20 protein-coding genes are annotated in these 19,872 nt (G+C 43.7%); 10 read left to right on the top strand and 10 right to left on the bottom strand.

Translation table 11 applies throughout. The features are described from left to right. Positions 1-47: 47 nt before the first annotated feature. The 4 genes from V2H45_RS25815 to V2H45_RS19520 all read left to right on the top strand — a co-directional run bounded on the left by V2H45_RS25815 (position 48) and on the right by V2H45_RS19520 (position 3,208). Positions 48-188: a DUF7226 domain-containing protein gene (locus V2H45_RS25815; RefSeq protein WP_456300868.1), complete on the top strand. Its 141-nt coding sequence runs from the start codon at positions 48-50 to the stop codon at positions 186-188. 157 nt (positions 189-345) lie between these two features. After that, the gene (locus V2H45_RS19530) at positions 346-906 is read left to right on the top strand and encodes a Uma2 family endonuclease (RefSeq protein ID WP_330485355.1); all 561 of its coding nucleotides are present in this window, start codon (positions 346-348) and stop codon (positions 904-906) included. Positions 907-929: 23 nt separating this feature from the next. Continuing rightward, complete coding sequence (locus V2H45_RS19525; protein WP_330485354.1) at positions 930-2,186, top strand: DUF2252 domain-containing protein; 1,257 nt, start codon at positions 930-932, stop codon at positions 2,184-2,186. Between the two features lie 131 nt (positions 2,187-2,317). Further along, the gene (locus V2H45_RS19520; RefSeq protein ID WP_330485353.1) at positions 2,318-3,208 is read left to right on the top strand and encodes an S-methyl-5'-thioadenosine phosphorylase; all 891 of its coding nucleotides are present in this window, start codon (positions 2,318-2,320) and stop codon (positions 3,206-3,208) included. Between the two features lie 50 nt (positions 3,209-3,258). On the opposite strand, the gene V2H45_RS19515 is transcribed toward V2H45_RS19520, so the two are convergent. Next, entirely contained in the window at positions 3,259-4,755 is a 1,497-nt protein-coding gene (locus V2H45_RS19515) for a phospholipase D-like domain-containing protein (protein ID WP_330485352.1), read from the bottom strand. 288 nt (positions 4,756-5,043) lie between these two features. On the opposite strand from V2H45_RS19515, the gene V2H45_RS19510 reads away from it, so the two are divergent. Both V2H45_RS19510 and V2H45_RS19505 read left to right on the top strand, forming a co-directional pair. Then, positions 5,044-6,261: a hypothetical protein gene (locus V2H45_RS19510; RefSeq protein ID WP_330485351.1), complete on the top strand. Its 1,218-nt coding sequence runs from the start codon at positions 5,044-5,046 to the stop codon at positions 6,259-6,261. Positions 6,262-6,301: 40 nt separating this feature from the next. Then, positions 6,302-6,463, top strand: a complete 162-nt coding sequence (locus V2H45_RS19505; protein ID WP_330485350.1) for a hypothetical protein — start codon at positions 6,302-6,304, stop codon at positions 6,461-6,463. Here V2H45_RS19505 and V2H45_RS19500 read toward each other — a convergent pair. The 3 genes from V2H45_RS19500 to V2H45_RS19490 all read right to left on the bottom strand — a co-directional run bounded on the left by V2H45_RS19500 (position 6,460) and on the right by V2H45_RS19490 (position 7,773). After that, positions 6,460-6,651 carry a hypothetical protein gene (locus tag V2H45_RS19500; protein WP_330485349.1) on the bottom strand — a complete coding sequence of 64 codons (192 nt, stop codon included), beginning with the start codon at positions 6,649-6,651 and terminating at the stop codon, positions 6,460-6,462. The genes V2H45_RS19505 and V2H45_RS19500 overlap by 4 nt on opposite strands. A gap of 313 nt (positions 6,652-6,964) precedes the next feature. After that, complete coding sequence (locus V2H45_RS19495) at positions 6,965-7,291, bottom strand: hypothetical protein (protein WP_330485348.1); 327 nt, start codon at positions 7,289-7,291, stop codon at positions 6,965-6,967. Positions 7,292-7,422: 131 nt separating this feature from the next. Next, positions 7,423-7,773, bottom strand: a complete 351-nt coding sequence (locus V2H45_RS19490; protein WP_330485347.1) for a YkgJ family cysteine cluster protein — start codon at positions 7,771-7,773, stop codon at positions 7,423-7,425. Positions 7,774-7,906: 133 nt separating this feature from the next. Between V2H45_RS19490 and V2H45_RS19485 the strand changes: the two genes are divergently transcribed. Next, on the top strand, positions 7,907-9,628 hold the full coding sequence (locus V2H45_RS19485) for a SagB/ThcOx family dehydrogenase (protein WP_330485346.1): 1,722 nt from the start codon (positions 7,907-7,909) through the stop codon (positions 9,626-9,628). Positions 9,629-9,793: 165 nt separating this feature from the next. Here V2H45_RS19485 and V2H45_RS19480 read toward each other — a convergent pair whose 3' ends face one another. The 3 genes from V2H45_RS19480 to V2H45_RS19470 form a co-directional block, all read right to left on the bottom strand. Next, complete coding sequence (locus tag V2H45_RS19480) at positions 9,794-10,102, bottom strand: DUF3155 domain-containing protein (protein ID WP_330485345.1); 309 nt, start codon at positions 10,100-10,102, stop codon at positions 9,794-9,796. A 246-nt stretch (positions 10,103-10,348) separates the two neighbouring features. Further along, positions 10,349-11,311 (bottom strand): hypothetical protein, encoded by a 963-nt coding sequence (locus tag V2H45_RS19475; protein WP_330485344.1) that lies wholly within the window; start codon positions 11,309-11,311, stop codon positions 10,349-10,351. A gap of 275 nt (positions 11,312-11,586) precedes the next feature. Next, on the bottom strand, positions 11,587-12,522 hold the full coding sequence (locus V2H45_RS19470) for a tRNA (5-methylaminomethyl-2-thiouridine)(34)-methyltransferase MnmD (RefSeq protein WP_330485343.1): 936 nt from the start codon (positions 12,520-12,522) through the stop codon (positions 11,587-11,589). A 48-nt stretch (positions 12,523-12,570) separates the two neighbouring features. Here V2H45_RS19470 and V2H45_RS19465 point away from each other — a divergent pair, with 48 nt between their 5' ends. The 3 genes from V2H45_RS19465 to V2H45_RS19455 all read left to right on the top strand — a co-directional run bounded on the left by V2H45_RS19465 (position 12,571) and on the right by V2H45_RS19455 (position 15,418). Next, positions 12,571-14,199: an Ig-like domain-containing protein gene (locus V2H45_RS19465; protein ID WP_330485342.1), complete on the top strand. Its 1,629-nt coding sequence runs from the start codon at positions 12,571-12,573 to the stop codon at positions 14,197-14,199. Between the two features lie 194 nt (positions 14,200-14,393). Beyond that, positions 14,394-14,966, top strand: a complete 573-nt coding sequence (locus tag V2H45_RS19460) for a slr1658 superfamily regulator (protein ID WP_408648838.1) — start codon at positions 14,394-14,396, stop codon at positions 14,964-14,966. 98 nt (positions 14,967-15,064) lie between these two features. Beyond that, complete coding sequence (locus tag V2H45_RS19455; protein WP_330485340.1) at positions 15,065-15,418, top strand: slr1659 superfamily regulator; 354 nt, start codon at positions 15,065-15,067, stop codon at positions 15,416-15,418. 46 nt (positions 15,419-15,464) lie between these two features. Here V2H45_RS19455 and V2H45_RS19450 read toward each other — a convergent pair whose 3' ends face one another. The 3 genes from V2H45_RS19450 to V2H45_RS19440 all read right to left on the bottom strand — a co-directional run bounded on the left by V2H45_RS19450 (position 15,465) and on the right by V2H45_RS19440 (position 19,701). After that, on the bottom strand, positions 15,465-16,787 hold the full coding sequence (locus V2H45_RS19450; protein ID WP_330485339.1) for a sensor histidine kinase: 1,323 nt from the start codon (positions 16,785-16,787) through the stop codon (positions 15,465-15,467). After that, positions 16,787-18,097 carry a hypothetical protein gene (locus V2H45_RS19445; RefSeq protein WP_330485338.1) on the bottom strand — a complete coding sequence of 437 codons (1,311 nt, stop codon included), beginning with the start codon at positions 18,095-18,097 and terminating at the stop codon, positions 16,787-16,789. The genes V2H45_RS19450 and V2H45_RS19445 overlap by 1 nt, the downstream gene beginning before the upstream one ends. A 650-nt stretch (positions 18,098-18,747) precedes the next feature. Next, a complete protein-coding gene (locus V2H45_RS19440; RefSeq protein ID WP_330485337.1) occupies positions 18,748-19,701 on the bottom strand; it encodes an NAD(P)H-binding protein in 954 nt (317 codons plus the stop codon). Between the last annotated feature and the right edge of the window lie 171 nt (positions 19,702-19,872).

Raw genomic sequence — 19,872 nt, 5'->3', positions numbered from 1 at the left:
TGAGTCCCTTTACGCAAAGATCTCTAGGCGTTGCATTTCATCCTTGAATTGGCGCCTCCATAGAAGAAATTTGTAAAATAATTACACAATCCAATTCAAGAATTTCGGGTGATACTGTAAATAGACGAGCTTCAACAGTCAAGCGTTGGATATTTTGGATATGGTCTCAAATAAAGGAAACAGATTGATTTTTGTGGCTCAATAAACTGTTAATATAGCAGTCCCAAATTGTTTGTGAATGCTATGTTGCAGTCCACACTGAGTTCCAAGCTTTTCACCGTTCAAGACCAATAAAGGATGGCTATAGTTCGGAAATTGACTTCAAGATAGGCAAGGATGGGAAAAATGACCGTCACCGCAAAGAAAAAACTGACTTTCGAAGAGTACCTCACCTATGACGATGGCACAAACAATCGCTATGAGTTTCGGGATGGAGCATTGATAGAAATGCCTCCAGCTACGGGACTGCATAATCGCATCATTATGTTTCTGGCTTTTTACCTTCAAACCGAGATCTATCGATGTAATTACAATTACTGCGTTCGTGCAAACAGTACTGAAGTTTTTATTGAAAATAAAACGCGACGCCCTGATATCTGCATCCTAACTAAAGCACAAGATAAAGAATTAGAAGGCAAGCCAGATATTTTGTTTGAGCCCTGTCCACTGGCGATTGAAATTGTTAGCCCAAGTTCTCGCCATGACGACTTTGTAGAGAAACGTAAAGAGTATTCATCATTTGGAATACCTGAATATTGGATTGTCGATCTCAAACTTAGAAGCCTGAGTGTTTTAACACAAATTGATGGAGATTATGTAGAGAAAGTATATAAAGGGAAAGACTCAATTATCTCTCCGACCTTCCCAACAATAGAACTAACCATGCAGGTTCTATTGGAAGCTTGAAATACACGAGGATTCGTAAAACTATGGCAAAGCGTAATATCTGCGATCGCATTCAGTCATTTAATCTCAGCCAAAATCGCGATCGCATCTTACTAGCACAAAAATATGAAGCCATGCGCTCAAATGCTTTTGTGTTTTTGCGTGGTACTTGTCATCTGTTTTACCAAGATTTGCCCGTCAAGTCTTGGTTTAAAAAAGCCCCACTGGTTTGGATCTGCGGCGATCTCCATATCGAAAATTTTGGTAGCTATAAAAGCGATCGCCGCAATCTTTACTTTGATATTAATGACTTTGACGAAGCGATTTTAGCTCCCTGCACTTGGGAAGTTTCTCGCTTTCTCACCAGTATTTTTGTGGCAGCTTCATCCGTAAATATTCGCGAGCAAGATGCTGAATTGTTGTGCCAGCAGTTTTTAGCAGCTTATACCAAAGCCTTAGCTACAGGAAAAGCTTACTGGGTTGGGAAAGATACCGCCGAAGGAATGATCGCAAGTCTTTTAGAACGCAAAAATCAAGAGAAGCGCATAGATTTGCTTGAAAAGCGTACAGAGATAATTAAAGGGGAACGGAAAATCAAAAACGATCCAAAGCGATCGCTTCCTGTTTCAACCAAACAATGCCAAAAAATTGAAAAGTGGATGAAAGAATTTGCCAGCCAGCAAGCCGATCCTCCGTTTTTTAAGTTATTAGATGTAGCTCAACGTATTGCAGGGACTGGCAGTCTGGGTATTGAGCGATATATTCTATTAGTTGAAGGTAAGGGTTCCCCCGATCGCAATTATCTTTTAGATTTAAAAGCATCGGTTAGTTCTTCTTTACAGCCCTATGCGGCTTGGGAACAGCCAACTTGGGAAACAGAAGCTGAGAGAGTAGTTGGCGTGCAAACAAGAATGCAAGCAGTTCCGATCGCATTTCTTCATGCCGTAGCGATCGATGGGAAATCCTATGTTTTACGAGAACTTCAGTCTACGCAAAGTCCTACAGATCGCCTCAAGCTAGAGAAATGGGATGATAAGCTCAAGGAAGTTGGCGAATTGATGGAGTCTCTGGGACAAACTGTGGCATGGGCGCAACTTCGCAGTAGTGGCAGACAATACTCAGCGATCGCCGACCAATTAATTGATTTTGCTGGAATTGATAAGTGGAGAGATGCATTACTCACCTACGCTAAGGAATATAGCCATCAAGTTCAAGCAGACTGGCAGGAATTTAAAAAAGGCAGCGATCGACTTTTGCAAGAATTACATGCATCGGAGACGCTTGACTCGAAGCGTAAATAGATTCAGTGTTTTGGCGATGTTTTGGTGGCGTTTTGTCAAAGATTTAGGAATTACCCAGCCATTACCCAAACCTCTCAAAGCGTGCTAACTTTAGTCTGAACCATACAAAACCTGTAGTAAGGACTCTCGATATGAGTGAAGCGATCGCAGTCAGCGCCAAGATTGGCATCATTGGTGGAAGCGGACTCTATAAAATGTCTGCCCTCACCGACGTTCAAGAAATTCAGATTGATACCCCCTTTGGTAGCCCCTCTGATGCCTTGATCTATGGCAAGCTTTCTGGCACACCTGTGGTATTTTTAGCTCGACATGGGCGATCGCACCATCTCTTGCCGACTGAAGTTCCCTATCGCGCCAATATCTATGCTATGAAAAGTCTAGGCGTAGAATACATTATTTCAGCATCAGCGGTCGGTTCGCTACAAGCCGAAGCCAAGCCTGTCGATATGGTGATTCCCGATCAGTTCATCGATCGCACCCGTTTGAGAACTTCGACATTTTTTGGCAATGGAGTGGTTGCCCATATTGCCTTTGCCGATCCGATTTGTCATGCTCTGGCGGATATTCTTGCCACTACAGCGGAGAGTCTAGATCTGGGCGAAACCCAAATCCATCGCGGTGGAACCTATGTCTGTATGGAAGGTCCTGCATTTTCTACTAAAGCCGAATCCTTTCTCTATCGCAGTTGGGGCGCAAAAGTAATTGGTATGACCAATCTTACCGAAGCAAAATTGGCGAGAGAAGCTGAAATTGCCTATGCAACCTTGGCACTGGTTACTGACTATGACTGTTGGCACGAAGACCATGACAGCGTGACCGTAAGCATGATTATCGAGAATCTTCATAAGAATGCAACCAATGCCCAAACCGTAATTCAGGCAGTGGTTGAGAAACTCGCAGCCAATCCACCTAAATCGGAAGCCCACACAGCCTTACAGTATGCGATTTTGACCGATCTGAGTAAGGTTCCATCTGAAGTGATCGCGCGGCTAGGCATCATTATCTCTAAATACCTCAAGTAGTGATGTTAAAGAACATCCTAGCGGGGACAGTGGAGTGTGCCTGCTAGGATTTATTGAGGGGGAGAGGGAAGTTCCTCAGGAGTGGGTGGTTGCTTTTTAGGCTCTTTGGCAGGTTCCTTACTGTTATTGAGCGGACAAGTTCTAGGAGCCTCTTGACTTAGTTTGGCAGTTGGGCCGAAGGTGGCATTTTTATAAAGGCGATCGAACTCGCGTTGATAATGAGCTGCCACCAAATTATTTTGAATCACCAATAGTGTTTCATCATTCGTATAGTTCGCGGCATTAGACCAGTTATGGGAACCTGTAATCACTAGGTTCCCATCGATAACTGCAAATTTGTGATGCAATAAATCGCCAGTTGCCAAGGATGGCGCACCAACGGTGGCAATTGGTTTTACCCAAGCATGACCATCCTCTGATTTGCAATCCAGTGTTGAGACAAAACCCCACATATCAAGCGTTGAAGAATATTCGCGATAAGCAAACTGCGGATCGACCAACACTCTAATTTTTACACCTGTTTGCTCTCTGAGTTCTAAAACATCTGACAGTTTGGGTGTCGAAAAGACAAACAAAGCCATATCCGCTGATTTTGTTGCTCCTGCTAGACCCGTGCCAATCAATCCATTACTTGTTTGTTCCCAAGCTGTATCTTGCTTATCAGGGGAAAACTTGACTCGTATCTGGGCATTATCAACCAATACATAGGCAATACGACGATGCGGTTTTTTGACACCAAATAAACTATCGGGCTTACCTCCGGGGCCATCTCCCCACATGAGGTTAAACTCTTCGGTAAAAAGGTTAGCAATTTCTTGGTTCTCGATTTTAACGAGATTGTTAGCATTCCCTAGGGTTCCAGTTGTGGCAAAATCACCATGCATGTCGCTTAAGGTGAAATTCGCAGAACCAAATAAAACGATTTTGCGATCGACGATCGCAAACTTATGGTGCATGAGTCCGCGTCCCTTCGAGCCATCTGCGGTGTCATCAATCCATTCCAAATTTGCTTTTTTGATCGCACGAATGGCATCGCTTTGGTCTAGCTCGGCATCGCTGAGTTTGCCATCTCCATTGCGATCGGCAAATTTAACAAAGTCGAGATATTTTTCGCTCTCTCGGCTATTAAACTTAGCCAGTTCTTCAGTGCTATATTCACTCCAGCCTCGACTGTACCTGTTTTCTAAAATGAGGCGTACCTTTACTCCAGCCGCCTTGCGATCGATCAGCGCCTTGGCAATATTTGGCAACCGCAGTTCTTGAACTGCCACATCAACACTAACTTTGGCTTGGTTAATCTGCTCCACCAAGATTTTTTCTAGGTCATCCCCCGGTCGTTTAATCTGGCGATAGGGGTCTGTATAGGAGTTAGCTTGGTTATAGTTAAAATATGCCTGAATATGAGGGTGCTGCGGTAATGCATTCGGTCCACTCTGACAGGCCGTCACAGATAGAACAACGATCGCCAAAGTACCTATGCAGAGGGCAAAGTAAACTAGCTGACGACTCAAGCGATAGTAGAACTGAAATATGGTCGAAAAATCCATCTAGGCAAGACTTTAGACTACATTTTCAGCTTTATTGTCTCACGGGAGCGTACGATCGCCTACAAATGCTTCGATCGCCCTACATTTCATTAGAGTATTCCCATCACTCTCAGCTTTTCAGCACTATGTTAAAGAAAGATATTTTTGCCTTATACCAATTTCTCTTACATTTGTGATAAATCGGATCTTGGGTTCCGCGCCCTGCATAGTCTTTTCAAAAAAATGGTATTAGTTTGAGATAAGTTAGATAGGTGTTTATGCCATATTCTGATTAAATTGGCTAAAAAAATGAAGCATAAAATCCTGTTAATTGCTTTGGGATTGGGCGGACTCTTTCTCTGTGGCAGTCCCGCGATCGCAGGGAACTCCTGCACCGAAGAGGCGATCTCAGATATCGATCGGCAACTTCCCGTGGTCATTACCAAGACCGATCTGATCGCGCTCAGTGGGAAATCTGTACGATTGTATGGACGCTATCAGCCAGATTTATCCATGTGTTCGAGTTCATCTGAAAATCTTTCTGAGCCTTGCCCTGCCCAGATTGTGCTACAGGATGGCTGGATCGTACCCATTTCGCCTAGAGGTAAAGCCATTCGGCGAAATCCTGATGAACTCACAAAATATGCCCAACAGCCGATCGAAGCGATCGGTCGCGTGAGTTGGTGGGAAAATTCCTTTCCTACTTCAGGAATTGATATTCAAAAACTTCGTCTGACCTGTGGCAACATTCCACTTCAATCTATGGCAAAAGCAGACAGTAGCGATCGCGCGAACAATCTTTCCTCAGTCGATGCCCTCAATCAAACGCCGCCCATCGGGGCTTTGGGCGTTCCACTTGGCACAATTGTGACAATCTCAGGCTCAGTCAGTCAAAACCTTCAGGGTTCAAAAAGCGATCGCTTAGATCTGGCTTTAACCGTTGAGCAGGTGAACGATCGCCCGCTACCCAAGCCAATCATCATTCCATTTCAAGTGTTTATGACGGCTCAAATTTCCCAACCTGTTTTGGCACGCAAATTTAGATATGTTGGCTATGAAACAGGAGGCTTCACGGGTATTCCCAGTGAAGCCTTTCAGTTTGTGCCTGCGGTGACTAGCACGGGTCATGTTTTTAGGACAAATTTTCAAATTTTGCAGGAGGAGCTAGCGGTTGTCAAAAGCAAAGCTGACCTCATTCGCCTCAATACTCAACGCGTCAGACTAATTGGGCGTTATATCTCGCGCTCTAGCCCACCACCTGAATATTCAGGTTCCAATAGCATTTCGGGGCAACCAGTCCCCCACTTTCGCGCCAGCATTTTGCTAAATGATGGTACGGAAGTTCCCATTTTCTCGCCTTACCTTAAGCAGTCTTTGCGATCGCCCGCAGAAGTCAAAGAGTTTGAGGGCAAGACAGTAGTGGCAGTTGGTCAACTTCAGATCGACCCAGATCGCCAATTGAACCCTCAGCAAAGCAGTGCTTTGTCGCTGGATGGGTTATGGCTCTATCAACCCATTCAACGTTAGTCTAAATTGAGCGATGGATTCATGAAAAGTGAGTTTTAGAATGCGTCCCACGCATGCCGCAGTAGCAATAGACCCTCATGAGGCTGGAGTTTTACCCGCTACGGTGAGGCGATTGGTTTACGAACGCGATCGTATTCTTATAGGTTTTGACTATGACAGCAAGTGGCTTGATGCTCTTAGGGCAGCGATCGCTACCGCTTAAGAAGCCGTTAAACGTACCTTACCCTCATCCATTGCCTTCATGAGATACTCCAGAGCTTCATATTCTGCATCCGAGATATAGCCTTGTACTGTCAATGCAAGGTTGATTTCTTCTTCAATTTCAGGGGTGAGTTGTTTGACCAATAAGGCTCTGTTGACCAAGCTACGAATGATGTTTTTAACTGCCATGATTTTTTCTCTTATCTCACTACACCTTAAAGTATCTCGTCAGACTGAAAAGTCTTATGTGATACCCGTCTGTGTGTTTTCGTGACAGTAATCATGGGCATTTGTGATAACAATCACAGGCTCAACATTCCATGCAGAACCGAATTCCATGCGAAGCCTAAGATGATTTCTTACTTAGAGTTCATCTAGTTTGTTAAGAGGGTTAGGCGTGTTATGAATTTACCTATAGGAACCAGAAAAAATCGGGTTCGGTTTATCTCACAGTTCACCCAAAGAGACGAACAAGGCGATCGCTATGCTGGTTTGATTGCGCTCAAAACTCTTTAGGCATAAAGCGATTAGACCAAGCCGTTTCTCGATCTGGTTCTAGTTCGGTGAGGGACATTTGTTTTGACATTTGTCTCTCTGCTCTTTTAGCGATCGCGGCTAATCTGGCTGGATAAGCGTAGCTTATGGGTGCAGTATTGAGTTGAGGGTTACTTTCGGACTGGTTTGTCGGGGCATGACCAATAGGGGGTTGGTGGCAGTAAGCCAAACCTGCTAAATTTGCCAACCATAGGTCAACACGACATTCTGTAAGGCTGGGATAGGCATTACAAATGTCAGAAGTATATTGGCATAAATCAATCGTGGCATCCATGTTGCGCTTCCCCCTTTCAGTCTTTTCGTCTAGTTAAAATCCTAGAATTATGTGCTTTTTGCTACATTATTGAAAATAATATCATGCTGTGACGCTTTTAGATACTCTACGATTCTTAATATTTAGAGGTCTTAAAAGCCGATCGCCTGTTCAAATCGGATCTGTTCAAATGAGCGATCGCCATACACAGCTTCAATTTGTTCGCTACAGCACTGGATCGCAAAGTCATTGAGATCGTCTTCTTCAATACCAAACATATCTTGAAAAACATGAGCCTCGACGCGGCAAAATCTTGGTCTGTTTTCGTAAATACGGCATTGACGCGTAGCATGGTCGAAGTTTATACACCAGCCATTCTCACCAACCATACTTAGGTATAGATCGAGTTCGGTCTTGGTAAGGTAGTCCTCTAGATCGGGGCGATCTTGCGGATCGAGATGACAACAAGCGCCGCAGTTTTGAATACAAGTCCAAGTTGCCATAGGTTGCTAAAGGAATTAATGATTTCTGATATCCAGATCGCTCAAGGCATATAATCTTAACATTCTCAATCTATGCATTTTTTTTGCATTTTTAGTGCTTTTTTATTGGCGCAATTGCAGCGCATAAAATCTCATGTCAGAACAACCAATGTCGATCGCTGAGCATTATCACGAACGCACCAAATACGATCCAGAAACGATCTCAGCGAAAAACCAGGGTTTGGATTGGAGTACACAGCCTTCACCCTATAAAGAATATAAATTTGGTACGGTCTACGACCTCAAAGTGTTTTTAACAGAGCCCATTCAGTCAGACATGGACGGATTGCTCGTCAGTCGATGGCAGAGACTTTCACGACTGTTGCTTTGCAGTTATGGCTTGACCGCCAGAGTTCCCACCATGACGGGAGAACCCCTCTATTTAAGATCGGCTCCGTCGGCAGGAGGGCTGTATCCTGCGGAAATCTATATTATCTCTGGAGGTACAGCACTACTACCTGCGGGCTTGTATAACTATCAGCCCCGCAACCACATCTTGATCCAATTTTGGAGCGATCGCCATGTTTGGCAAACCTTACAGGAGGCTTGTTTTAGCCATCCAGCCTTGTCACAAACACGCATCGCGATCGCTACGACCGCTGTATTTTTCCGTTCGGCTTGGCGCTATCAAGATCGAGCCTATCGGCGCATTTTTTTGGATACGGGGCATTTACTTGGGAATATCAAGTTAGCTGCGGCGCTTAACGATTTTCGCGCCCATTTTATAGGCGGATTTAAGGATGAAGTCCTCAATCAATTACTCTACCTAGATAATGCCCAAGAAGGTGCGATCGCGGTAATTCCCATTGTCGATTTACAAGATGAAGAATTGATTGCTCGGGGACAAGAAGCCAGAGGGACAAAGCCAACGCAAGCTATCTCTAATCGTAGGGATGCAAAGAATGCCAGTCACAACGACAAGGATCGTCATGAGGATAACCCGCCATTCGCTGGATTCTCTCTAACTGCCCTGCCATCAAATACCCAAAGGGATTTTCCCTACGTTCCTGATGGCGAGCTTTTGGGCTATTTCCATCAGGCAACACAGATTAGTAGCGATCGGGGTTTGAGCGATCGGGAACCTAATGGCAAGAGTCAGGGGGCATCCTTCCAAGAGCGAGATACGAAAACAGCTAGCACAGATGGCGATGAAGTCAGTCCCAGAACAGACAAGTATAATTTCCCATTTTGCACAAAGGTGGGAATGGAGACGGAACCGATTCACTGGGGAGATGAGTTGGAAGATCTGGAAAGTACCATTTTACGGCGACGTTCGACTAGAGAGTATAGCGGAACTGCTTTAGAACTGGCGGAACTAAAGGCAGTTTTAGATTTCACCTATCAGCCACAACACTATGCCGATCAGGGGCTGTACGATCCAGTGGAAAATAATTCCACTTATTTCGATCTCAGTTTAATTGAGACATTTATCGCGGTCTCATCCGTGACTGGGCTGGAAGAAGGTTGTTACTACTACGCGCCCCATTCGCAGGAATTACGTCAGATTCGGTTTAAAAATTTTCGCCGCGAACTACATTATCTCTGCTTAGGACAAGATTTAGGACGAACGGCGGGTGCAGTTTTATTTCATACTGCAGATTTAAAGCAAGCGGTTAAGAAATATGGCGATCGCGCCTATCGTTACCTACACATGGATGCAGGACATTTAGGACAAAGGCTTAACTTAGCAGCAATCCAGCTTGGTTTGGGCGTGAGTGGCATTGGTGGCTTTTTCGATAATCAAGTCAACGAAGTGCTAGGCATTCCCAGTGATGAGGCAGTTCTCTACATCACCACATTGGGCAGACCAAGATAAAACTAATCTTTCTTCATCGCTGTTTTTGCCTGTTTAAACCAATAACTATCCCCCACAATTACCTAACAATTCACAAAAATGTGATTTAGTTAAGCAATGATGGGGGAAGTAATGTCTTGGGAATTATTTAATTGGCGATTGACTAAAAAGCAACCTATTAAAGATTTATCTTGCAGCACCAACGGCTTCAAGTTTTTCTTCAGGCGGCTTTAAGCTAGGGAATAAAAAGTGATTTTCTTCAACATACTGAGCTCCGAACAAGCCTTTTTCTGCCCAGAAGTACCGATCTGTAGTATGCTCATTTCGCCTGACTAGCAATAATGCTGGCGGCAAAATTCCAGAAGAGTGAATAAACTTGCGAGCAGCAGTCACAGGTTTATCCTCACCACTGTCAATATTAAATTGGGGAATATGCTCTAGAATCTTTCGCCCCTCTTGGCGACGTCTACTCTTGCGCTTACGTCTCCTAGCCAACTTTTTACCTCCTATTTTAGACCCTCAAAGTGTGATCAGGGTTACAAAACCTCAGTAATTATATCGATACTTCCCTAAAGAGTTCAAACTTTCTTTACAAATGTTCGTTCGTCTACCCAGAGAGGGTTTAAGGCTTTTTTGATAGGAATTCCCTCGTTTTGAACGCTTATTTTGCTCTCAAATATTGTTAATTTTTGTTAACTTCTCAGAAAAACAAGATATTTAAATAAAAATTAACAGATCTTGTTATAAGCCTGCTTGGGCTTTTGCAACAACCCTGCCATTTTTAAATTCAATAATGGCATTGCTACCCTGGGGATTTTTCCAAGAATAAACTTGTCCTGTCGAATCGCCAAGTTTACTTTCGGCGATCAGCTTTCCTTGGCTACCAATAATGTCTGTGACCTGTTGTAAAGTCATGCCATCTTTGATTTGCTTAAACTTATCTAAGGTGATTTTGACTTCTGTGGTTTGGTTTGCATCTGGTGTCACCGCAGTGCCAGGGCTGGGAGACGCCTGTACAGGAGGAGTAGGACTGGTATCTGTTAGAGGCGCAGGGGGACTACTATTCGATTTAGCGGTAAACACTCGAATGACCACTCCGATCGCTAAGCCAAGAATAACTATCGACAAACCTAGGAGTAAAAGTTGCCATGTTCCAGATTTGCTAGAGGTGCCTGAAACTGGAGTACTTTCACTTAAAGCATGGGATGCGATCGCATCCCTAGTCAATGTGTCTGATGTACTTGCTAGATCTGACCTGTCGATTTTAGCCCTGTCCCCAGAAGTCACATCAGAGGAAACCTCTCGCTTTTGGGCAATTTCATGAATGACTTGGTTAAAGGTAGATTCCTCAGATGGCTGTTGAGCGGCAATTTCAGATTTGGGTGATGATTTTTCAGGTGGCTCCAGCTTAAATTGCTCTGTCCAAAACAAGCGACGTTCGTGAATTACAGGGTCTTCGCGCCAACCATGAACCTTGACTTTGGTGATCGATTCTATCCGTAAGGGATCTAGCTCAGCCTTGATTAATGCCATCAGTTTCACTTGATCCATCACTTGGATAGAAATCAGATGGAGTAAGAGGCAACCATCCATCAAGTTTGCATCTACGGCAATGTCATAGGGTAAGAGCGATTTACTGAGTAACTCTGCGATCGCTTTTGCATCTCCTTGTTGGGCAAGTTCAGCAGTAGGTAACTGAGGCATGGCTGAATTTGGATAGGTTAAGGTTGGCTGGGCGGTTAAAAATTTATTCTAAAGTTAATTTGATATTTAATCTGTAAAGAAGTTATTTAGAGCGTGATGAAGCGTTAACTTCTTAATTTTGAGCACAACAACTTTACAATTTTTAAGGTATTGAAGGGCATCGGCTAAATTGCTTGAGTTCGCAGTTTTTCTTTATAGTTTTTCTTTCATAAAGCCGCTTTGCAAAGCTCGTTGCGACCATTCCTTAGTACGATGCTTACAAAATCTAGACGGAATTAGGCGGAGTTGAACCGTTGCTTACGCCAGCTAGAGCTTGAGGGCAAGCTACAGGTGCTCTGTTCGGCTTGACGGCGGCTGAGAATCGTCGTAGCTTCATCTCTTAGCGTGGGATCGCGATAGGGGATTGCGGCACGCGTTTGGAGTGGCTCGCGCTCTGTCTCTGACAGAGGCGAAATTAAATCGGGTGACAAGCAAGCGATCGTCCCAGGTGATTTACGCCCCACAGGTGTCGTACTGCCGATTGTCAGCCCAGCCGCTAGCATGGCAGATCTCACGGCTGCCGCACAGGAATAGGTGACCAGATAGCCGTCGAATTTGAGGCAATTGGCTAAAAGTTGCATAAATTCAACAGTCCATAGTTGCGGACAATGGGGCGGTGAAAAAGGGTCTAAAAAAATAGCATCTGCCCAGCGCTCTGGCACAGTTGCGATCGTTTGACGGGCATCGCCAATGCGTAATTGCATCTGTAAACCAGTTGTAGCAATCTGCTGTTTGGTGGCAACCTCTTGTAAAATCTCATCGATCGCAGGCGACCAAATTTTAGTTAATCCTTGCGCGATCGCCTGTTGCGGTACCTGTAAATTATTCTCTAAGGCGACGATATGTAAATATGGAGAGCTTTCCCGATCGGCTGCTTCCTTGCCCAAGACGAGTACAGAATACACGGACTCGATCGCTGCTGCCGAATTGTAGCCCAAACCATAGCAAACATCTAAAATATTCAGACTTGTAAGCGTGTGAGACGAAAGATCGGTTGCAGCATTAGCCAGCCTATTCGCTTTTTCGGGGATACGGGTAGGTATCACAAACTTTGCTTGTGCTTCTTGCTTTGCGCCAAAGTGGCTGTGGAAAGCCTCTTGAAAAGTTTTAGACCAAAAGGTTATGGAGCCATCAGCAGTAGGATATAGAGTGAGATCGTCTCTGTTTGGCATAGAAGGTTTCTTTGTCGAATATGTATTGTCTAATATGCAGTGTTAAATATGCAGTCTCGAAACCCTCGTTCACAGTGGTTCTCTCGGCAGTTCTCACAACCTCTCGATCGCCTTGCCATCACGATTATTGTCATTCTGACAATCTTGACAATTGTATTGCTATGGGTAGGCGATCGTACTGCGCCACAGGTTCAGGCTTTTAGCTGGCAAGATAAGCAAGTGAATGCTGCTGAGACTACTTTTACCATGACCTTTAATCGCCCCATGAATCAAGAAAGTGTGGAGGCAAATCTCAAATTTGAGCCACCCTTAGTGGGCAAAACCAGTTGGGCAGGGCGCAAGATGGCTTATACCTTAATCGTACCTGCGATTTATGGCAAATCTTACACCGTAAAACTTGAGAATGCTTTCGATCGCTTTGCCAACGAGACAGGAAAGAAAACGCCAATTCAACCCTTTAGCAGCAAATTTTCCACCCCAGAGCCCCAATTAATGTACATCGGTGCGGAGGGTGAAGAGTTGGGGCGATTGGTACTATACGACCTCACTCAAAAATCTAAGCGCGTAGTTACCCCTGCCGACCTAGTAGTCACAGACTTTCGCATCTATCCAAATCGCGACAAGATTCTATTTAGTGCGATCAAGAAAAAAGAGCCCTCCCAACAATCCGCAAATCCATCACCTTCATTTGTGAATCCGCTCGATCAAAAGCTCTACACAATGGAGTTTAATCCCAATCAAGCCAATCAGCAGGGAAATTCGGCTCAATTGCTATTAGATAGCGATGAATACCAAAACTTTAAATTCGATCTATCTGCGGACGGAAAATCGATCGTGGTTCAACGTTTAAGTAGAGTTGTCGCAGGGCGATATGGACTTTGGGTGATTAAAGCGGGGGAGCAAGCCAAGCCCCTAGATAATCAACCGGGTGGAGACTTTATGTTTGCCCCAGATAGTACTTCGGTAGCGATCGCCCAAGGAGAAGGAATTGCCATTTTGCCATTGGAACCACAAACCCCACCTTTAGATTTTCTGCCCCGATTTGGTACGGTACTGAGCTTCAGTCGCAGTGGCATTCAAGCCGCGATGATTCAATATAATAAGGACTATACGCGATCGCTTTATGTTGTCAACAATCAAGGCATTCAGAAAGAACTCGCGAAAGTTAATGGTTCCATTCTCAGCGCCCAGTTCGATCCACAGGAACAAACCCTCTATTGTTTGATGACCGATGTCGATCAGACGCAAGGCAAATACGAAGAAACGCCCTATCTTGCCGCGATCGATCTAAAAACAGCAAAAATAAATCGACTGCTCGATCTACCAGGGCAAAGAAACCTCCAAATCAGCATTTCACCCGATGGATCGTCACTTGTCTTCGATCCTGTCGATCTATCAGAAAATTCTACAGTTGGAAATGAAAAACGAAACACGAGAAAAGAGGATCTAAGGATTGATTCCAATTCTGGGGGGCAGACAAACTCTAGAGAACAGCGAATAGAAGAACGTAGCGATCGCCGTACCGATAATCTGGGAACTTCAACAACATCAGCCACGCAAGTCCCAATCCGACAGCCAATTCCCCAACTTAAGTTACTAAAATTAAATAATTCATCCGTTCCCCTTCAGCCCGAATCTCTATCGCTATCTGGTTCTCGACCTCGTTGGCTCCCTTAGATCGAGACAAAATATCATCCCTATGATCTGCTTGCCTAATAAATGGTTCGGCTAAATTGTTGGGCATAGGTCGCGATTCTAGGGCAAAATATTCTCTAAAGCATTAGCATTTATGGACAGGAAAAGATGTAGTAACCCAAATTGGTGCTCTCATAACGAGATATGTATAGCAAAACAATTCGCAGCGTAGAAACATGGTAGAAGTATTCGGTGATTTCTTCGAAAATTTACCTAAAAAGACTGAGTTTTTAGTTCTAGGTTTTTCGCCTAGCTCGCTCCCAATCCAACAAAGATGGCGTAACAATGGTTTATCGGCTGATTTTTTAGCTGATTATATGACGACCTTTTTCCCTGGAGAGACAAACACAAAGGGCATTAGTAAGCAATCTGAGATCAAAGGTACAGTTAGCTATATTGCTAATGAATTACTAGAAAATGCGATGAAGTATAGCGATAGCTCAGTAGAGCAGCCTATCAGCCTCAGTCTTTATCTTTTTAATGACAAGTTAATTTTTCTGTCTACAAACTGTGTCGTTCTGAGCATGCTCGATAAATTTAAAGCCTTTCTAACTGATTTGACGAATCACGATCCCTATGAGCTATACATTCAGAAGTTGGAAAACTCTAGTGAAGAAGATACGCATTCAGGACTAGGTTTCCTAACTCTGATCAACGACTATAGCGCCACCCTAGGTTGGAAGTTTCAGGAAATTCAATCTGAACCTAAAATTGTTACTGTCACTACAATGGTACAGTTGCCAGTGTAATCAAAGAGCCACTTGGAAATTTTGACAGTTTTTTGTTCAAAATATAGCAACCAGCTAACGCAATATTGTTTAAGGTAAAGACAAGGAGTTGAAAGGGAATGGATATCAAGGGTGAAGACTATCACGTATGGTATGAAGAAAGTGATACCAAAGTAAGTTGTCAAGGCTCTTTGAGATTAGCTGGAACAGAGGAATATGCTCCTATTGTTCATTTATTGGAAAAAGTGATTGATAAAAATCCCTCCAAAATCACTCTCGATCTGCGTCAGTTAGAATTTCTCAATAGTTCAGGGATAAATGTTTTATCTAAGTTCGTGATTAAGGTGCGCCAAAATGGCACGATTCAAGTCTTGGTGCAGGGCTCTGATAGAATTCCTTGGCAGGGGAAATCCCTAAAAAATCTACAGAGGCTCATGCCTTCTTTAGAACTGGAATGGAGTTCAATGGAATGAGGATTGGCTTTACCCTCATATCTGAGCAATCTATCTGCTCCTGTGACTAGCTCTTGAATTTCGCTTTGCCTAGGGGCAAACTTGTGATGAATGTTGTGCCCTGACCAACAGTACTTTCGACTCGAATTTGACCTTGATGACTTTCGACAATGGCAAGTGCGATCGCCAATCCCAAACCAGCACCACTCGTATTTTGAGCGTTCGCTTTAGAATTTACTTTATTATTGGATTGCGGTTGATAGCGATAGAAGCGTTCAAAAATTTCAGGCAGTACAGTTTCAGGAATTCCAATCCCCGTATCTTTCACTTGGATTTGGATCTGGTTTTGCGGCTGCAGTACCTGCTGGATAATTTGAACATTTCCTCCCTCAGGCGTATAGGTAATCGCATTACTGACTAGATTGGTAAACAAACGCATGAGCTGATCGCGATCGCCGACCACAAAAGCTTCTAAATCAACCTGCGGCATTTGCAGATCGATCTGTTTGGTTTTAGCAATTACTTTTTGTTCCTCAAATACCTCTTGGAGAATCGGCATCAGCGCACAGGATTCCTTTTGGGTTGATGCCGAACTACTATCTTGTCTTGCCAAAAATAGAAGGTCATCCAGCAAGCGCCCGAGGCGGCGAGTAAGACGTTCGATTACTTCTAATTGATGCTGTTGAATTTCCCAGCTAGGATTGGGGTCAGCCAAGGCAACCTGAACATTGGTTTGAATCACGGCGATCGGATTGCGCAGTTCGTGGGAAGCATCGGCAGTAAACTGTTTGAGTCTTTGATAGGAATCTCGCACGGGCTGCATGGCAATACCTGACAGCCACCAACCACATACCCCCACGATAACAACCATCAAGGTTGTACCAATCAGCAGTTCGAGAAAAAGTTCTTGTATCGGTTTTGTAAACTCAAACCAAGGATGACTAATACGAAGATATCCTAAAAGGCGATCACTCAATTCTATGGGTTCGGTGAGTTGGCGTAAAGGCTCGGCAGGACTCGGGTAGATGGTGCGATATAAAGGCTGAGGCAATGGGAAGTCACGCAGATCGAGTGGCAGGGAATTTGCCTTAGACATGGTCGTCCATAACAATTTCCCTTGCGGATCGAACCATTCAATATCAATGTGATCTGCCTCTAAAACTTCCACATTACGATTGAGGCTGAGACTGAGCGTATCTTTGAGGTCAATCAGTTGCGATTTAATCAGCGATCGCTCCAAAACTTCAGCAACATGGGCGATCGTGTCATCAATGCGATCGACCAACGTAAAGCGCACATAGCTATAAAACCCACTGGCAAACAGCAGTAACAGGATTGCAGTCACAATACTGTACCAAAGTGCGAGGCGGCGGCGGGTTGTTTGAAACATTAAGAGGTAACAGAATCGCCCAATCTCACTTGGGAAAAAATGCGGTACTCACCCAAACTTAGCAGCGGCAAACTGGTCATGGATTTGTTTGTCTTCGCCTTAATGTTAGGATTCATACACACCAAGTTATAGCGAATTTCTTCTGTGTAGATTGTAAATGCAACATTGAGCATATCGAGAAAATAAATCACAGGACGACATTCCGCTTCCGAATATTGACTGTAATACCGAATTAGCTCCGCAATTCTTACATCTAAGAAAGATTGGCAAGCCCCACAGAGTAGGACAAGCTTTAAGAGTATGACCACAAAGTAAAGTGGATTGGTTTGATTGATTAGTACGGAAAAGAGTGGTGCTGGCTTTTTCTTCTCGTCAATGGTGACACAGGTAATGACGTACTTACAAATTCTCAGCATGAGGGCTGGGGTGACTGGGCGATCGTCAAACTGACATTGAAAGTCTACTAGTTTTTCAAATAATTGGATGGTAAAGGCTTCAGAAATTTCTGGATCTTCCTTAGCAAACTCTAAATAGGCGCAAAGTTCGAGCTTAAATTCGCTACAATCCAACTGGCTAGATTTTGCGATAAAGTTATCTGCTAAAGCTCGATAACTTAAGCTTCCTCGCTTTGTGAGCATCGTTTTGACCAGTTGTATGACATTGTTTCCCAAACTGGTGGGATTTTCCCAAGAATTCCATGGTCTATTCATGGGTCTCATCCTGGATGTATACATGGCAAGGTCAAACTTGAACTGAGTCCTAATTTTGCGCGCTAACGCATCAGCTACTTGTTTTTGTTCTTTTGAGCTATTGACATCTGCACATTGATACATGAGCAAGTAGGATGTGTAGCGATCGCTCCATTTTAAGGAAGCACCACCCACTTGCCTTAAGGTAAATAACTTAAGCGTTTGGTAACTTTCACTATTGACAAAATTCTTAATCCAAAGCCGCAGTGTCTTGAGCTTAGCGGAGTTTGTTTTTTTATCGAGGCTTGGGTCTAAAAACAGATCGACTAAAGCCTGAACATGTACTTGGCTATTTACAACGCTCCAGTTGTTGACCAAAATATAGCAGCAACGCTTTAATGTGTAATGAAACTCATTCTCATCATAGGCCACTACAATTCGATCAAGTGCCTCTAAAACTCCCAGGTACTTGACAGCAGTAAAGTCTATGAACAGCTTTTTAAACTCGTCTAAGGCTTTTTCTGGTTGATACCGTCTAACAATGTCTAAGAAAAAGTCGTAGATCTGTCCTTGAGCCTGCTCAACACTTTGAGAATTTTTTTGATCTGCTATCCAAAACAAGCTGATTTACCTCTTCCATTATTCTCATACCACAACATGTAAGAATACGTTTGCTAAATCGCTAACAAAACTTCATGCTCTCTACCTAAAGAATAGTAGTAAGTACAGATTTGGCGATTCAGTAGCGATAACGACGAGAGTATCTCAATTTTACAATTCCCCACCCTGTTTAATACCCTTTGCCAAAAGGTGCTAGGCAGGATAAGACCCCATGGGAAACATGAAATTAACCCGCTATGACAGAAGACTAGAGAACATAAGTAAAGTTGAGATGTTTACAAACATCCAAGAAAAACATTCATTAAAGCCTTTCGTTTTTTTGATGTAATTTCACCACATCTGACGCTTTAGGTTTCAAGATGTTTCACAAGTTGAAACGTTAGCACTAGCCAAGTAACGATCTACAGCATAGCAACCAGCCCCAAAGATATTCAGTATTAGCTATTACCCTAAAGACTAAATGCTGAACATATCGCTTACTACTAGCTGTTTCGTAACTACAAAAAATTTCTGGTTCCTACATCTACTCCATTATTCATATACCTGTACGTTTCGCAATGGCTTAACAGTTAGTGAAAGTTAGCAAATCACGACAAAAAAGTTATACAAAAGTTATACGCTCGATGTTGATGTAGGAAATACTAGGAAATCTAGAAGGTTGTTTTGACCTTGGGCTCTTTGTAATCAAGCTCTTTCAGCTTTCTAAGAATGCGGCCAAAGTACTCTTGCAAATAAGACTCTAATGTGGTCAATTCATCCTTGTCGATCCCAAATAATTCACAGGTTCGATCCATCTCTGCGGTAAAGGGGATACCGCTTGCCAGAACTTCAGCATAGGCCATGCGCTCGGCAAAACTCCAACCCCATTCAAACCCAAGGGCAACTTTGCGGGAAAACCGCAGTAATCCAAGGGGCATACGGGCAGTACGAGCGGTGCGTCCTGAGAGCCGTTCGCATTGGCGCAAAATGTCTGCGGGTAACCAAGCTTTGACGCCTGCGATCGCAAAAGATTCGCGTTCGGCTTGCTCTAGAGTCAGGGCGCGTACGGCAAACTTAGCAATGTCTTGGGTATTCATGTAAGCGATCGGTGAGGACTCACCACCTACCCAGATCGTCTGATTTTCTAAAATCGGGATGGCATACTCTGCAATCAGATTTTGAAAGAAGCCACAGGGCCTGAGAATCGTGTAGTTGAGACTGGTTTGGGCTAGGAATTTTTCAGTGCAATGCTTAATATCCATCAGAGGAACGTTGGGATATTTCTCAGCATTAAAGATTGAGAAAAAAATAAATCGCTTGATATTAGCTTTTTCAGCCGCTTGAATCAGAGATACTTGACCTTGCCAGTCCACTTCTCTAATGCGTAAGGTATCTGTAGCTCTTGTAGTAGCAGCATCAATGATTTCGGTTACGCCTTCTAAAGCCGCCTCGATCGTCTCTGGCTTGGTCAGATTCCCGACCGCTAGATCGGCTCCCCATTCTTTGAGAAAGCTGGCTTTTTTAGGATAGCGAACGAAACATTTAACTTTTAGCCCCTGATCTAACGCATGGCGGGTAATTTGGCGACCAAGTGTGCCTGTTGCACCAACGATCAGTAAGGTCATAAATATTGATTTATTAAATAAAGGTTTGTAAACATATATAAATTTAACAGATTCGGTTAACAGTTGTGTGAATAGCTCTTGCAAGCAAAGTCCTAAACTTTATGCAAAAACTCTAGATACTAGAGTTGTTGGGAAATAAAAACAAGTTGTGGACAGGGTTTTCCTCTTCCC

Source organism: Tumidithrix elongata BACA0141 (genome assembly GCF_036349135.1).
GTDB classification, from domain to species: Bacteria; Cyanobacteriota; Cyanobacteriia; order Pseudanabaenales; family Pseudanabaenaceae; genus Tumidithrix; species Tumidithrix elongata.
The sequence above is the reverse complement of the archived record's forward strand: the minus strand, read 5'-3'. Positions and strand labels throughout refer to the sequence as shown.